General features: G+C 69.6%; 15 protein-coding genes and 1 pseudogene. 13 read left to right on the forward strand and 3 right to left on the reverse strand.

The features are described from left to right. Window positions 1-4: 4 nt before the first annotated feature. On the forward strand, window positions 5-772 hold the full coding sequence (gene ppgK, locus DEJ51_RS21440; RefSeq protein WP_150259035.1) for a polyphosphate--glucose phosphotransferase: 768 nt from the start codon (window positions 5-7) through the stop codon (window positions 770-772). Between the two features lie 9 nt (window positions 773-781). Here the strand turns inward: ppgK and DEJ51_RS21445 are convergent, their stop codons facing one another. Further along, window positions 782-1,225, reverse strand: coding sequence for a DUF6542 domain-containing protein (locus DEJ51_RS21445; RefSeq protein WP_411757333.1), 444 nt, complete (start codon window positions 1,223-1,225; stop codon window positions 782-784). Between the two features lie 213 nt (window positions 1,226-1,438). Between DEJ51_RS21445 and ychF the strand changes: the two genes are divergently transcribed. From ychF to DEJ51_RS21475, 7 genes are all read left to right on the forward strand, one after another. Next, window positions 1,439-2,527, forward strand: a complete 1,089-nt coding sequence (gene ychF, locus DEJ51_RS21450) for a redox-regulated ATPase YchF (RefSeq protein WP_150259036.1) — start codon at window positions 1,439-1,441, stop codon at window positions 2,525-2,527. Window positions 2,528-2,927: 400 nt separating this feature from the next. Further along, window positions 2,928-4,064 (forward strand): Fic family protein, encoded by a 1,137-nt coding sequence (locus DEJ51_RS21455; RefSeq protein WP_150259037.1) that lies wholly within the window; start codon window positions 2,928-2,930, stop codon window positions 4,062-4,064. Between the two features lie 60 nt (window positions 4,065-4,124). Then, window positions 4,125-4,268: a hypothetical protein gene (locus DEJ51_RS34615; RefSeq protein ID WP_190620541.1), complete on the forward strand. Its 144-nt coding sequence runs from the start codon at window positions 4,125-4,127 to the stop codon at window positions 4,266-4,268. A 411-nt stretch (window positions 4,269-4,679) separates the two neighbouring features. After that, complete coding sequence (locus DEJ51_RS21460; RefSeq protein ID WP_150259038.1) at window positions 4,680-6,320, forward strand: restriction endonuclease fold toxin-2 domain-containing protein; 1,641 nt, start codon at window positions 4,680-4,682, stop codon at window positions 6,318-6,320. A gap of 14 nt (window positions 6,321-6,334) precedes the next feature. Continuing rightward, window positions 6,335-6,790, forward strand: a complete 456-nt coding sequence (locus DEJ51_RS21465; RefSeq protein WP_150259039.1) for a hypothetical protein — start codon at window positions 6,335-6,337, stop codon at window positions 6,788-6,790. 159 nt (window positions 6,791-6,949) lie between these two features. Next, window positions 6,950-7,237 carry a type II toxin-antitoxin system Phd/YefM family antitoxin gene (locus tag DEJ51_RS21470; protein ID WP_150259040.1) on the forward strand — a complete coding sequence of 96 codons (288 nt, stop codon included), beginning with the start codon at window positions 6,950-6,952 and terminating at the stop codon, window positions 7,235-7,237. After that, a complete protein-coding gene (locus DEJ51_RS21475) occupies window positions 7,234-7,488 on the forward strand; it encodes a Txe/YoeB family addiction module toxin (RefSeq protein ID WP_150259041.1) in 255 nt (84 codons plus the stop codon). The genes DEJ51_RS21470 and DEJ51_RS21475 overlap by 4 nt, the downstream gene beginning before the upstream one ends. 152 nt (window positions 7,489-7,640) lie before the next feature. Here DEJ51_RS21475 and DEJ51_RS21480 read toward each other — a convergent pair whose 3' ends face one another. Next, the gene (locus DEJ51_RS21480; protein WP_150259042.1) at window positions 7,641-7,829 is read right to left on the reverse strand and encodes a hypothetical protein; all 189 of its coding nucleotides are present in this window, start codon (window positions 7,827-7,829) and stop codon (window positions 7,641-7,643) included. Between the two features lie 547 nt (window positions 7,830-8,376). Next, window positions 8,377-9,801, reverse strand: a complete 1,425-nt coding sequence (locus DEJ51_RS21485) for a hypothetical protein (protein WP_150259043.1) — start codon at window positions 9,799-9,801, stop codon at window positions 8,377-8,379. 542 nt (window positions 9,802-10,343) lie between these two features. Here DEJ51_RS21485 and DEJ51_RS21490 point away from each other — a divergent pair. The 5 genes and pseudogenes from DEJ51_RS21490 to DEJ51_RS21510 all read left to right on the forward strand — a co-directional run. After that, window positions 10,344-11,111: pseudogene (locus DEJ51_RS21490) on the forward strand (ATP-dependent helicase); the annotation flags it as partial. A gap of 164 nt (window positions 11,112-11,275) precedes the next feature. Next, window positions 11,276-12,511: an MFS transporter gene (locus DEJ51_RS21495; RefSeq protein ID WP_223835916.1), complete on the forward strand. Its 1,236-nt coding sequence runs from the start codon at window positions 11,276-11,278 to the stop codon at window positions 12,509-12,511. 42 nt (window positions 12,512-12,553) lie between these two features. Next, window positions 12,554-12,946 (forward strand): PadR family transcriptional regulator, encoded by a 393-nt coding sequence (locus DEJ51_RS21500; protein WP_150259044.1) that lies wholly within the window; start codon window positions 12,554-12,556, stop codon window positions 12,944-12,946. Continuing rightward, window positions 12,943-13,518 (forward strand): hypothetical protein, encoded by a 576-nt coding sequence (locus tag DEJ51_RS21505; protein WP_150259045.1) that lies wholly within the window; start codon window positions 12,943-12,945, stop codon window positions 13,516-13,518. The genes DEJ51_RS21500 and DEJ51_RS21505 overlap by 4 nt, the downstream gene beginning before the upstream one ends. Before the next feature lie 119 nt (window positions 13,519-13,637). Next, entirely contained in the window at window positions 13,638-14,870 is a 1,233-nt protein-coding gene (locus DEJ51_RS21510) for an alpha/beta hydrolase (RefSeq protein WP_411757334.1), read from the forward strand. Window positions 14,871-15,092 lie beyond the last annotated feature (222 nt).

Raw genomic sequence — 15,092 nt, forward strand, 5'->3', positions numbered from 1 at the left:
GTCCATGCAGATCTTCGGCGTGGACATCGGCGGAACCGGGATCAAGGGCGCTCCCGTGGACCTGGAGCGCGGCGACCTGGCTCAGGAACGCCACAAAGTACTGACACCGCACCCGGCCACCCCCGAGGGGGTGGCCGGGTGCGTCGGCGAGGTGGTACGCCACTTCGAGTGGGACGGGCCGCTGGGGGTCACCTTCCCGGGCGTGGTCACCGGCGGCGTCATCCGTTCGGCGGCCAACATGGACAAGTCCTGGATCGGCGTCGACGCGGCGGCGCTGATCGCACGCGAGCTGGGCGGCGGCATGCCGGTCACCGTGCTGAACGACGCGGACGCGGCGGGCGTCGCCGAGATGACGTACGGGGCCGGGCGCGGGCGGGGCGGCACCGTCCTCCTGCTCACCCTGGGGACGGGCATCGGGAGCGCCCTGTTCACGGACGGGCGGCTGGTCCCGAACTCGGAGCTGGGACATCTGGAGCTGAAGGGCCACGACGCGGAGACACGGGCGTCAGTGAAGGCCAAGGAGGACCACGACCTCACGTGGGAGCGCTGGGCGCACCGCGTGCAGAGGTACCTCCAGCACGTGGAGATGCTGTTCTCCCCGGACCTCTTCATCATCGGGGGCGGGGTCAGCCGCAAGCCGGAGAAGTTCCTGCCGCTGATCGAAGGCGTACGGGCCGAGATCGTCCCGGCGAAGCTGCAGAACAACGCGGGCATCGTCGGCGCGGCGATGGCGGCGAAGGCAACGAAGGCGGCTACGACGGGGAAGAAGTAGCCGGCCGGTTCACCGGGCCATGCGCCGGGGCATCCGCCGCCTGCCGATCAGCACGGCCTTGCGGACGACGGCGATCAGCGCGGCGACCAGCGTCCCGGCGTACAGCCAGCCGGCGTGCAGGGACAGCGCCGACACCAGCCCCATCAGCTGCCCGCCGATGCCGCCGGAGCCGCCCGAGATGGGCCACACCCCGGCGGCGAAGGCGATGGGCACGCCGATCGGCGCGGTGATCAGGTCGGCGGGCCGCACCCAGAGCGCGGTGGCGGCCGCCACGGGCAGGAAGAGCAGCCCGTAGACGAAGAGCGAGGAACCGAACAGCAGCCAGCAGATCCCGCCCGCCAGCACCATGGCGGCGCACGCGAACAGCCCGCCGCCGAGCCCGGTCAGCCGGGGCCGGGGCATCCGCCGCGCGAGCGCGGACCGCCGCGGACCGCTGCCGGCCTGGGCGGGCACCGCGGCGGACCGTGGTGCCTGGCGCTGGGCCGGCGGTCGCTGCTGGTGAGGGGCCGATCGCGTCCTGTGTTGCTCCACGCCACCAAAGTAGGCGGGGAGCGGGCCGGATCGGGCCGCGGACACGCGTACATCCACCGCCACTCATCGGAAAGTAAACTGTCCGGTGGCCCACTCCCGGGCCGCCGCCCCCTCCAGCTACGGGAAGTCGCCAACGTGTCGCTCACGATCGGAATCGTCGGCCTGCCGAATGTCGGCAAGTCGACCCTGTTCAACGCCCTGACCAAGAACGACGTGCTGGCGGCCAACTACCCGTTCGCCACCATCGAGCCGAACGTCGGCGTCGTCGGTGTCCCGGACCAGCGTCTGGCCGTCCTCGCGGGCATCTTCGGATCGCAGCGCGTCCTGCCGGCGACGGTCGACTTCGTCGACATCGCGGGCATCGTGCGCGGCGCCTCGGAGGGTGAGGGCCTGGGCAACAAGTTCCTGGCGAACATCCGCGAGTCGGACGCCATCTGCCAGGTCATCCGCGCCTTCAAGGACGAGAACGTCGTCCACGTCGACGGCAAGGTCTCGCCGAAGGACGACATCGAGACGATCAACACCGAGCTGATCCTCGCCGACCTCCAGTCCATCGAGAAGGCCGAGCCGCGCCTGACGAAGGAGTCCCGCCTCCAGAAGGAGAAGGTCGCGGTCCTCGCGGCCGTCGTCGAGGCGAAGAAGATCCTCGAAGCGGGCGACACCCTCTTCTCCAAGGGCATCACCAAGGGCACGGAGCAGGGCGACCTCCTCCACGAGCTCCACCTGCTCACCACGAAGCCCTTCCTCTACGTCTTCAACGTGGACGAGGACGAGCTGACGGACGACGCCTTCAAGGCCGAGCAGTCGGCCCTCGTCGCCCCGGCCGAGGCGATCTTCCTGAACGCCAAGCTGGAGCAGGACCTCTCCGAGCTGGACGACGAGGAAGCCCTTGAGCTCCTGCAGTCGGTCGGCCAGGACGAGCCCGGCCTCGCCACCCTCGGCCGCGTCGGCTTCGACACCCTGGGCCTGCAGACCTACCTGACGGCCGGCCCGAAGGAAACCCGCGCCTGGACCATCAAGAAGGGCGCCACCGCCCCCGAGGCGGCCGGCGTGATCCACACCGACTTCCAGCGCGGCTTCATCAAGGCCGAGGTCATCTCCTTCGCGGACCTGGTGGAGTGCGGCTCGGTCGCCGAGGCCCGCGCCAAGGGCAAGGCCCGCATGGAGGGCAAGGAGTACGTCATGCAGGACGGCGACGTGGTGGAGTTCCGCTTCAACGTCTGATCGCACACCTGAAAGCGGCCTGACCTGCGAGAACGCGGGTCGGGCCGTTGTGCTGTCCGCAACAGTCCGCAGAACGGCTCGACCTGGCCCGGCTGCATCGTGCATTCGGACCGCCGACGGCAGCGAACCCGGACTCAACCGGCACTCGTAGCACTGGGGTCCTGGTCGTTGGTAGATGTTTGTTCGGTCTCCTCGACCTTCGCAAGGTGCGCGGCGCGCAGGGACGCTATGACCGCGGTACGGCCCCGTCTCGCGTTCACGCCGCCATCGAGGCGCACGCTGCCGCCCCTGACCTTCTCGTGGGCTCGACCTCTTCGTCCTTCCCATGAAGGCTCGGCGTCGAGTCGTCGCGGATGCTGACGCATTGACGTAATGTTTGCGTCAGTCTATGGTGAGGGGCATGCTCTTCCCCACGCCTGCTCTCAAAGCCGAGGATCAGCGTGTTCTCGGTGAGATCGAAGATCTTCGCCGCTCGTTGCGGCTCCAGGTCCGGTCCACTCCGGCGAAGTGGACCGAAGGGCTGCGCAAGTTTTTGACCGCGGATGCGGTGGCGGCCTCCAACTCGATCGAGGGCTTCAAAGTGTCCACGGTCGACGTCGAGGACCTCCTGGAGGGCGAGCGGGATGTCGACGTCTCCGAGGAGGACCGCGAGGAGACGCTCGCCTATCAGCGGATGATGACCTATATCCAGACGCTGCACGATGTCGCGGACTTCCGATATGGCAAGGAGTTGCTCAACGCGCTCCACTGGATGCTGCAGGGACACCGGCACACCCCGCGGAAGCCGGCCGGGCAGTGGCGCCGCGGACCGGTGTACGTGACGGACGTCCGCGACCCCAGCATCGCGGCATATACGGCACCGGACGCGGCCGAGGTGCCTGCGTTGACGGGTGAACTGGTCGAGTGGCTGAACACGGACGATGGCACCCACCCGCTGGTGCGGGCCGCCATGGCGCATTTGCACCTTGTTGCCATCCACCCGTGGGCGGATGGCAACGGCCGCATGTCCCGGTCCCTCCAAACACTCATGATCGCGAGACAGGGAGAACTGGCTCCCGAGTTCTCCTCGATCGAGGCTTGGCTGGGGCGCCCCGGCAATACCTGGGAGTACTACCGCGAGTTGCAGCGCCGGGGGTCCACCTACCGCCCCGACCAGGACGTCTCCGATTGGGTCCGTTTCAACCTCACCGCGTACCACCAGCAGGCGCAGACCGTGCGCAACCGCCTGGAGCGTTCGAGTCGGGTGTGGCTTCTGCTAGGTGAGTTCGCGGAGGTCCGGGGACTGGAAGAGAGGGTGGTTTCCGCTCTGCACGACGTGGCGATGTCCGGGCGGGTGCGTCGTACGCGCTACGAGCGAGCGGAGGACCTGAGTCTGCAGCGGGCCCAACGCGACCTGCGGGACCTGGTCGCGGGCGAGGTTCTGACACCGGTCGGCCGTACCCGTGCCCGCTTCTACACCGCCGGACCCGCCTTTCCGGGGGAGGCCCTGGAGGCGGCTCGGACGCCACTGTCGCTGGCTGATCCATACACGCGCTGAGAGCATCCCGCGAACTGCCGAGCAGCCAAGATGGCGGTGTGGAATGCGTGCACTCACAGCATGCCCAACTCGTTGCTTGCTCCGCCGCCCATGGCCGGCCAGGGGAACTGGACCCCGTCGTCCTCCCGGAAGCAGTTCGGTCAGATCTCGTACGAGCTGGGCGTGGCGCCCAGAACGAGGCGCCCGCAGCAGGAGCACGGGTAGGAGTCGCTCACCTGTGCAGTCTCGTTGCAGGTTCCGCGGGTGCGCCCTGGCATTCTCTGCCTCGGGACCCCGACCAGTCCGCAGCCAGTCCGCAGGACACCCGTAAATGGCTGTCGGGAGCCAACGGGCGTCAACGAGGAAATCCCAGTTCAGAGCCCTGGAGGGGCTCCGCCGCAGGTCAGGATCGGTCCGCAGGCATACCGCTTCAACGTCTGATCGCACACCTGAAGACGGCCTGACCTGCGAGAATGCGGGTCAGGCCGTTGTGCTGTCCGCAACGTTCCGCAGAACGCTTTGACCCCGGGGAGACCTCCTCGACGATCATTCGAACGGTAGGCGCAATCTCGCGCAGACGTTGCTGCATTCGTGCGTTAGCTTGATCGTTCACTTCTGCAGTGGGGGAGGCGCGCCATGAGCGGGCTTGCGCCTGAATTGGAGTTCATCGCGGAGGGCATGATCCGCGGATCCATGGGGCTGATCGAGTCGATGCGTGGGGCTCGGGACACCGCCATCGCGCTCGGCCACGAGCTGGCGCGGCAGCACGGGATGGCCGGTGATGACGATGCGGGCCGCTCGTTCGCGAAGGTTTACATGTCCGCGGCGTCCACGGCACTGGACAAGATGGGGTTCAGCTCGTACGTCTTCGGGGCCACGAGTCGCGGTCTGATGCGCAATGCCCGTGAATTCATGGCTGCGGAGAGCCGGCAGGTGTCGGCGTTCCTGGGCAAGCAGGTCGACCTCACCGTGGGCATGGGTGACCCGGGTGCCGACTGCACGGAGACCTATCTCGGCCTCGGGCAGGGGCTCCCCGAAGTGGTCGGCGAAACCGCTTGGTACGACCAGTACGCGCCGGTGGGGCGTAGTGACCGGTTCCGCGGCTCACCGGAGAAGATCCGCGACGTTGCCAAGTCCTGGCAGCACGCGGGCTCCCTCCTGCAGCGCTTCCTGGAAGACGCCCAGACCTATGCATCGACCGCCGGCAAAGCGCACTCCGGGGAGGCGGCAGATGCCTTCCAGTCGTACTTCAAGCACTCTGTCGGTCTCACCTGCCCGCCGGCGAAGGCGCAGCAAGACGAACCCCTGGTGACGAACCTGGTCGCCGCCTGCTCCCAGCTGGCAAAGGCGTGCCATCGGTACGCCGATCACGTGGAAGCCGCCAAGGCGAAGATCCAGGAACACAAGAGCGACCTGTTCGAAGTGGACATGCCCTGGGACACTCCCATGTTCGGAGCCAACGGCTACGACGGTGGGCTGCACGATGCCGTTCTCGGCGACTCCTGGATTCGCGATCTGGGCGACGTCGCCCACGCGCTCGACTCCTCTGCCGCGCGAGTCGCTCTCCCCGATGCAGAAGGTCCTGGAGCCCCCGGACTCCCCGGGGTGCCGTTCCTGCCTCCGCTCATCCGCGTGCCCGTCCCCTTGCCGATCAGGCTCGCGTCGTATGCGGGGGCCCCTGCCCTCCTCCCGATGGTCAACTCTGTCGACCCCGGCATCCCGTTCGCCGATCCCATCGCCCCGGTCCCCGGTACCACGAAGCTGCTCACGGCCTCTGAGCAGCAGCAATTTCGCACGTGGATGAACTCGCTCACGCCTGGCGGCTTCGCAGGCGGCGGAGGTTCGAGCGATCCGGACAACGCCTACCAGTTGCGCACTTCCGGGTACCCGGAGCGGGAGGTGCCGCTGGCCGGCAAGAACCGTGGACTGATGGTGGACGGCATACGGCCGGTCGACGGGTACCTCGTCGAGGCGAAGCATGTGCGGGATCCCGACTGCAAGAAGAAGAGCTTCCGATCGCTTGACCGCCTGGAAGAGACTTTGACCAAACCGGTCAAGGTGGACTCGCAGGGAAAGATCGCTTGGGATCCCGTCATCGACTCCATGTACGCCGGTGACGAGAAGGAGCTCGTTCGGTACAAGCAAGCTATGGAGAACCCCGCGAACAGCGGGATACGGGGACTGGAGATCGTCACGAACGGCAAGGACAACGCTGCCTACTGGCAGTCCATGATGGCAATGTCGGGTACGCAGGGCTTGACGCGATACGTGCCGTGAGACAGAGGAAGACCGTGCCCACTGAACGGAATATCCGCACCAATTTCGCTTTCTACCCGCCCCAGGGTGACGGCGGAGCATGGCGTGCCACTGCCGAGTCGCTGGAGAGGGCTCTGAGGGAGGCATTCCCCGAGCCCACCGTGGAGTATCGGATCTCGGGGATCCACAGCGTCCCCGTACTCGACTTTGAAATCGAGCTGGCACCGGACGTGTGGATCGATGGGACGGCGTCGATGCCGAAGCCCGACTATGCCTATATCACCCTGACCGACGTGACCGCCGGTGAGGCTGCTGTCTTCGCCCGGTGGCTCCGAGACTCCTTCGCTCCCGCACCGCACCTCGTCTGGTTCGCGAGCAGCCTCGCCGTGGCGAACGGCGAGCAGGACCCATGGCCGCTGCCGGCCCAGGGCGGAGACGAAGACATCACTGCGGAGCTCCGCAGGCACCTCGACTCCATCGAGGGCCTGTAGGCCAGTCCGCAAGGCACCCGTAAATGACTGTCTGGTGCCAACGCACACAACCACGGGGAAATCCCAGGTCAGGGCGCTGTGCGGGGCTCCGCCGCAGGTCAGGATCGGGCTTCAGGCATTCCGCTTCATTAGGTACCACTTCGGGGAGGAGGTCAGGCCATGTCCATAACCGCCAGCGAAGCTCGCAGGGGACTCTTTTCGCTGATCAAGAAGGTCAACGAGAACCACGAGGCCATCGAGATCGTCTCGAAGCACGGCAACGCCGTACTCGTCTCAGCCGAGGACTACGCAGCCCTGCGCGAAGGGTCGTACCTGCTGCGCTCTCCGGTGAACGCGCGCCGGCTGCTCAAGGCGTACGAGAACGCCCTGGCGAACATCAACGTGTTGGAGCGCGAGCTGATCGATCCGGACTCGGCGGACGAGGGTGAGGGTGCGGGTGCCGCGTGAGGCTTGTCTTTGAGGATCAGGGCGGGGAGGACTACACGTCCTGGCTCAAGGACGACCGCAAGATGCTCGCCCGGATCGACAAGTTCATCGAGGACGTCAGACGTGACCCGTTCTCAGGGATCGGCAAGCCCGAACCTCTGAAGTACCACCTGCCCGGCGCGTGGTCGCGGCGGATCGACGACGAGCACCGCCTCGTCTACCTGGTCACGGACAAGGAGATCATCGTCCTTGCGGCTCGGTATCACTACTGACCGCCCGTGCTGGGATGGTGCTGGGAGAGGCCCTTCCGAAACAACGTTTCCGCACGTTCCAGCTCTACGCTCGACGTTCCGATGTCGCGCGCAGGTGTATGCGGCCAGGGCCGCGCCAGGCCGTCATGGCCTGGCGCGGCCCTTCGGCCCGATCAAGATGCCGGCAGAAGGTAGCTCAGGATCAGCATCCCGAGGCCGCTGACACCGATGAAGGCGCCGCCGCCGCTACCGATCGCCGTGAGCTTCGTCGCCCCGAGAACGAGGAGCACGTTCCCGCAGATCACGGCGGCAAGGGAGGCAAGCAGTAGAACGACGGCCACGCAGAGAATCTTGACGGTCAAGGAGTCCGTTTCCCTTCCATAGGAAGGGGTGGCCAGTCCGATGCCATCTGAGGCAGCCGAGCCCGACCACCCCTGTTGGCATGACAACAGCAGTGATCAACTCGGGTGCGGCCGACTCGCACCCGAAAGACGCTGGCTGCCTGCTGTCGTCGCTCCGCACGGACATGTACGGCTGCCTCGGACCCACAGGAAAACGCTTGCCTGACTCTCCCTTTGTCGGCGGAGAACCAGGACAAGAGTAGTACGTCCGCCGTCAAGGGGCTGGGGTATTTTCCGCGCGTGGAGGGGGCGTTGGGCTTCCGTGCCAGCGGCTCCCCGACGGCACCGCGAGGGACGAGCCGAAGTACGCCTCGGCGAAGGGCGATTCAGCTGGCGCCACGGCCCGATGTCCCCTCCACGCGTCGTGGCGGAGGCATCCGGTCCGTTCCTCGGCCGCCTGCTTGCCGGCCACAAAGCTGCTCGCGTTGATTCCCCATCCGCTCCAGTGGGCAGGTGTGTTGCTCCGGTCACCCGCGCACTCGGGTGGGGCCGGCAGGCGGACCACGGTTCAGGAGCAGTTCCACTCTGCGCTGGGCAGGGAGTGCCATAGGTCGAGCCAGGCGTGGAGCAGGAAGAGGGGGCGGGTCAGGACGACGTCGCCGGCCCGCTGGGAGCGGATCGCCAGGCCGAGGTCGGCGAAGACCGGATCGCCGGCGACGCTGTACGCCAGGCTTCCGGGCCGTGTCGTGCGGTGGACGAGCCAGTCCTCCACGTGGGAAGGTGCGCAGCCGGTCAGCGGGGCTGCGTCCAGCCTCACCTGGGGGCCCGTGAGGGCGTCTGCGGCGACGCACCCCAGCCGGCCGTCGTGGAAGAGGGCCCTGATCCCGCTCTCAGTGAAGTCGGCGTAGTCGAGCTGCTGGTCTTCGCCGTGGTGGGAGTAGGACGAGAAGGCCGGTCCTTCGCCGAGGACGCGGGTGATCTCCTCCAAGGTCATCCCGAAGTGCAGGGGGCCGACTCCTACATACGGCGTGAACGTCCACTCGGCGCGCTCCTCCTTCCGGGCGATCCGCCACGGGCCGCGGTATCCAGTCTCACTCCCCAGGGCGGCCACGGGCGGCTCGGGTGCCGGCTCGTGCGGGGTGGCCGGTACGGGCGCGGCCCGGTCCTCACGCCGGCGGCCGAGCTGTTCCGGAGCTGCAGTGTCCTCGGGTTGCTCTTCCAGCCAGCGGATCGCCTGTGCCTGATCCTGGCCGAACGGGTCCTCCGCCAACTCGCCCGCCCGGTCCAGGGCCGCCCGGCGCTCCTCCTCCGCAGTGACGAGACCGGTGACGTCCTCACCCCAGACAGCCAGCCGCTCCCGGGCGATCCACCGGTAGTACGAGTCCGCGCTCACGGCCAGGACCTCGCGAACGGCGGGCGCGTACCGGGGTACGGACGAGGTGAGGGCGGGGTCGGCCAGGAGCAGGGCGCTGGCCGCGAGCGCGGCCTCCCTCACCAGTGGATCGTCGTCGTCACAGAAATCCGCGATGCGGTCGTGGAGCATCGGCCGTGCCGCACGGGCGGCGGCCAGATCCCGCGCCGTGCCGACGCCGTCCTCGACGTCCAGGCGGGCGAGGTCGGCGAACGAGGCCAGCCAGTTCAGCAGTTCGGCGCGAAGCGACCGGACACCGGCCCTGCGCTCCCACCGGTCTTCGGCGAGGGTGCGCGGATCGTCGAGAAGACAGGCGAGGACCAAGGCCGCCGGAGCGGTCGCTGCAAAGACCTGTTCCTGGTGGAGGAGCAGCCGATACAGATCGCCCACCGCCCGTACGCGGCGGGCCGGGTCGGCGGCGAGCACGGCACCGAGGACGTCCGGTGTGTCGGGCACACCGTGCAGGCCCGCACAGACGTGCGGCAGCTTCTCCCAGGCGGTGCCTGAGAGCTCTGCCCGTGCTCCGTGTGGCAGGCAGCCGCCGGGAGCATCAGGAAGGTCCGGGGTCATCTCGTTGATCACGACCGCAGTGTTCCAGCCGACTCCGACATCAGGGGTGCGCCGATGCCTGCCATAGGCCACGGACAGCTCACGCTGCACTCTGATGTCCTCGCTGCTCGTGGCAGCGAGGACATCGGTCGTCAGGGGGCGCGGGCTGCGGGCAACTGCGAGACCCACGTCGTGAGCTCGGCCAGATGCCCGGGTTGCAGCCCGTGGTGTGCTCATCGACGAGGTGCCGGACCTGAGGGACGCCGATGGCGCCTCCGCTGCGGTCGCCCCTTCCCGCTGCGATCGCCGAACGGCGTCGGGCAGCCGGCCGCGGTCCTGTGCTGCGGCGGCGAGTTCGGCTTGGTCGCTCCGGGTGGGGCGTGGAGGCCGGCGCCGCAGGCCCTCGCCGGTAACCCGCCCGGGCGTGTCCCGGATCGGGCCGCGCGGGGCGCCGGGAGGCGGCCGTGCGCAGGTCGGAGTGGGGGTGGCGCGGGCGGGGGGTGCGGGCTTGCGGCGTCGTGGGATCGCGGCGGTGGCAGGATGCGGGGGGACGCGAGGAGAAGGGCCGGGGCCGGATGGGGCGCAGGGAGCGGCAGGCGGTCGCCGGGGGAGAGCGGCTGTACGAGGCCGCCCTGGCGGTGGTCGGCGACCACCGGCGGGCCGTCGACGCGGTCCGGGAGGCCCTGGAGCCGATCCACGACGCGGCGGCCGAGCGGACCCTGGAGGCCCTGGAGGTCATCCCCGTGGCCCGGCTGAAGGAGGTCGCCGAGGGCCGGCCGAGGCTCGGCGAGGTCGAGCGGAGCGGGCTGCGCTCGGTCCGGCAGGTGCTCGACGCCGGGTCGTACCGGCTGCGGCAGATCCCCGGGGTGGGGCAGCGGACCGCCGATCAGGTCGTCGCGGCGGCGCGCCGGGTCTCCGACGCCGTCCGCGAGGCCGTCGCCGTCCCCATCGACGCCGACCGTCCGGAGCCCCGGAGCACCGCGCTCGTCATGGCGCTGCACGTACTGGTGGGGGCGGGCCCCGACGCGCGGCGCGCGCTCGACGTGGCCGTGGTGCTCGCGGAGCGGCTCGGTCCGCTGCTCGCCGAAGCCAGGCCGGCGGCCGGGCGGTTGTGGATGCTCCGGATGCTGCCGGCGGGGCGGGCCGGACGGGACCGGGTGCTCGTCGCCGTCGCCGAGGTCCGCGGCCTGACCGAGGACGCGGAGCGGGGCGCGGTGCCCGAGCTGCTCGCGCAGGCCTCGGTGGATCTGCTGCGCGGTCCCCCGACCGAGGTGGCGGCCTGGGTCGACTTCGAGCTGCGGTCAGCCGAGTACCACGACGTCCTCGCGGAGATCTCCGGTCGCGGTCACGGTCGCGGCCCGGCCGCCGAGCGGACGCGTCGCCCACGGCCGAGGAGCAGGAGCCGGCTGTCCGACCCGTACGCGGTCGGCGGGCCGGCCGTCGTGGCGGCCCGCCGGATCGCCGAAGAGGAGCGGACACGTCCAGGAACGGTCAGGGGGCCGTCCTAGTGGAGGCGGCGGACACCCGGTGCGACGGCGAGCGCCGAGTGCGCGGGCTCGGGCCGCGGTTCGGGCGGCTGTGGGCCTCGTACGCCGTCAGCGCGTTCGGCACCTCGCTCGCCTTCGGCGCGTTCCCGCTGATGGCGGTCCTCGTGCTGGAATCCGGGCCGGCCCAGGTGGCGGCGCTGTCCGCGGCGGGGCGGGTCCTGGGGGCCGTCGTCGCGGTGCCGCTCGGTCCGTGGGTGGAGCTGCGCCGCAAACGGCCGGTCATGGTGGCGATGGACCTGACCCGGTTCGCGGCGCTGATCAGCGTCCCCCTCGCGTTTGCGCTCGGACGGCTCGGGTTCGCCCAGCTCCTGCTCGTGTCGGTCGTGGTCGCGGCGGCCGACATCGCCTTCAAGGCGGCCTCCGGCGCGTATCTGAAGGCGCTCGTGCCGAAGGCGGACCTGCTCGTCGCGAACAGCCGGTTCGAGTCCACCGCGTGGACCACGACCATGGTCGGACCGCCGGTCGGAGGTGCCCTGATCGGGATGTTCGGCCCGGTGGTGACCGTGGTCGCCGACGCGGTCAGCTACCTGTTCTCGGCGCTCGGCATCCGGTCCGTCGGCGGGACGGAGCCGCGGCCCGGGCGGGCGGCCGGTGTGCCGCGGCTGAGAGCGGGCGATCTGCTCGAAGGGTGGCGCCACATCCTCGGCCACCCCGTGCTGCGCCCGCTGTTCCTCAACGCGATCGCCGTCAACGGCCTGATCATGGCCTCCGAACCGCTGCTCGCCCTGCTCCTGCTGCGCGGTCTCGGCTTCGCGCCCTGGCAGTACGGTCTCGTCTTCGCGGTCCCGTGCATCGGAGGTCTCGCCGGCTCCCGCCTCGCGCCCCGGCTCGTGGCACGGTACGGGCGGCTCCGGGTGCTCCGCACCGCCGGGGCGCTGCGCGCGTGCTGGCCGCTCGGGCTGGCGTTCGTCCCGCCCGGTGTCCCGGGGATGGCGCTCGTCATCACCGTCCAACTCGGCCTGGTGGCCTGCTGCGGCCTGTTCAACCCCGTGCTCGCCACCTGTCGGCTCGACCATGTCGACCCCGGCCGGCTCGCCCGGACCCTGGCCGCCTGGGCGGTCAGCAGCAGCCTCACGATCGCGGCCCTGACCGCCGCGTGGGGCGTGCTGGCCGTCTTCACCGGCCCCCGTACGGCGCTCGCGGCCGCCGGAGTCCTCCTGCTGGCCACCCCGCTGCTGCTGCCGCGCGACGCCTGACTGTCTTGCGGCGCAAGGGAGTCGATGACTATCTTGTACCGCATGACAAAGAAGCCGGCCGCGTCCGCCGACCAACGGCGCAGCCAGCTCCTGCGCGGGGTGCTCGACCTCTGCCTGCTGTCCCTCATCGCCGAACGGCCCCGGTACGGATTCGAGTTCGCCCAGGCCCTCGCCGACGCCGGGCTCGACCTCGTCAGCGACGGCAGCATCTATCCGCTGCTCGCACGGATGGAGCGGGCGGGGCTCATCTCCTCGTACCGTGCCCCGTCCCCCAGCGGCGGCGCCCCGCGCAAGTACTACCGACCGACCGACGCCGGGCACGCCGAGCTGGCCGCCGGGCGGGCCGACTGGCAGGCCTTCGCCGCGCCCGTCGGCCGGATCCTGGGCGCCGGCACACCATCCACGGGGGAAGACACGCCATGCCGAACGGGATGACGAACGAGCAGGTACTCGCGGCCTGCCGCAGCAACTGGGCGTACCGCGGCGTCCCCGAAGCGGCCATGCGGGAGATGCTGGACGAGCTCTCCGCGCACCTGGAGGACGCGGAGGCCGCCGGGCGCACCGCGCAGGACGTCGTCGGCCCGGACGTACGGGCCTTCGCCGCGGCCTGGGCGCGCGAGCGCACCCCGTTCGCCCAGCGGGTCCTGCGCACGGCGGGCATGGCCTGCTTCGTCCTCGGCTGCCTGCCGCTCCTCTCGTGCCTGATCCGGTGGACCACCCGGCTGGAGGTGCGTGCGGACCACGTCGCCTTCTGGGCGGCGATCGGTGCGGCCACGATCGCCTGGGAGCTGCGGCGGGGCACCCTGCGCATGTACCAGGGGTGGCTGCTGGCCGTCGTCGTCGGTCTGCCCGTGATGTTCCTCGCCAGGTGGCTGACCGGCGAGGGGGTGCTGTTCACGTTCCCGCTGTGGCTCGCGCCGCTCCTGATGCTGCCCGCGGCGCCGTACGTACTCGCCGACTCACGGGCCCGCCGGAACGCCGGGAAGGGCGTGCCCCAAGCCTCGTGAGCGCTGACGGCATGATTTTGCTCTGTTTTGGAACTGTGCGGGGGTTTCGCACATCAGAACAAGGGGATGCCCAGCCGTTCTGCCCTCGGGGGCAGCCATGACCGTTCGGAGCGAAGTTCGTGCACCAGTACCCGCAGCGCCCGCGGCCTGATGAGCAGCAGTCGTCGTACCAGGAGTACCCGCCCCAGCAGCAGTACCAGGGACACCAGGACTTCCCGGGCTACCCGGGCCCGCCGCAGCTGCACCAGCCGTACGGCGAGCAGCCCGCCTCCGCCCGGCCACCGGAGCCGAAGCGCTCCCGGCGCCGAATATGGATCGGCGCGACGGTCGCCCTCGCGCTCGTGCTCGGCGGCGGCGGGTTCGCCGCCTGGAAGCTCGACTGGTTCTCCGGCAACGGCGAGGACGTGAGCTTCGGGAAGAACACCCCGCCCCCGGTCAGCGGCAAGGCGGACCCGAGCGCCCCGGCGACAGCCGCCACGCCCTCCGGCGACCCGGACGTGCTGATGCCGACCGGCCCCAAGTCCGGCTTCAAGCAGACCTCCAAGCTCGACGACGGCACGATCATCGCCAAGACCCGCCTCGCCGGCGCGAAGTCCGGATTCGAGGGTGACGTCTGGGTGTGGGCGCCCAAGGAGTACGACGACCCGAAGTACGCCAAGAGCGGCTTCCCGGTCCTCATCGCACTCCCCGGCGGCAACGGCTTCCCGGACAACTACTGGGCCGACCGCAGCCTCGGCCTCCAGAAGGCCATCGGCGAGGGCGTCAAGGCCGGTACCAGCCTCCCGTTCATCGTGATCATGCCGGTGCTCAACCCGGACGCCAAGTACTACTACGACGGCTCCGACATCCCCGGCCAGGCCAAGATGGGCACGTGGATCGCCGAGGACGTCCCGGACTTCGCCAAGGCCAACTTCCGTACGTACAAGTCCCGTGACGGCTGGGCCTTCATGGGCTCCTCCTCCGGCGCCTTCGTCGGGATGAAGACCGTCCTGCAGCACCCGGACCGGTTCAAGGCCGTGATCGCGAGCGGCGGCGAGATCGTCCCTGACTCCCCGCTCTGGAAGGGCCACCAGGCCGAGATGGACGCGAACAACCCGGAGAAGCTCGCCCAGAAGCTGATCGACACCAAGGGTCCCGAGGTCTACATCAACTTCCAGATCGGCACCAAGGAGAGCGGGAAGGAGCGGATGACGAAATTCACGCAGCAGTACGGCAAGGGACCGGTCAAGACGACCATCCGCGACATCCAGAACGGTGAGCACAACGGCTGGCACTACGTCCGGGGCATGAAGGAAGGCTCCCTGGAGTGGGTCAGCAAGGTCCTGAAGGGGCCGAAGCCCGAAGCCGGCTGACCAGGGCCGACGGCACTCCCGGCCACCGTCCCGGTCGCCGTCCCGGCCGGGCGCGTGGCGCTCGCCACGTCACCCCCGTCCCAGGCAACCCATCCCGTCGTTCATACCTCTGTAAAGGGTGTAAGGGGGACCGATCGGTCCGGCCCGCGCTCCTGACCGGGCGCCGGAGAAGGAACGGGACAACAACCGTGCAGCAAGACCAGCAAGGCGACGGCAGCCCTG

This window comes from Streptomyces venezuelae (assembly GCF_008642275.1).
GTDB lineage: Bacteria > Actinomycetota > Actinomycetes > Streptomycetales > Streptomycetaceae > Streptomyces > Streptomyces venezuelae_E.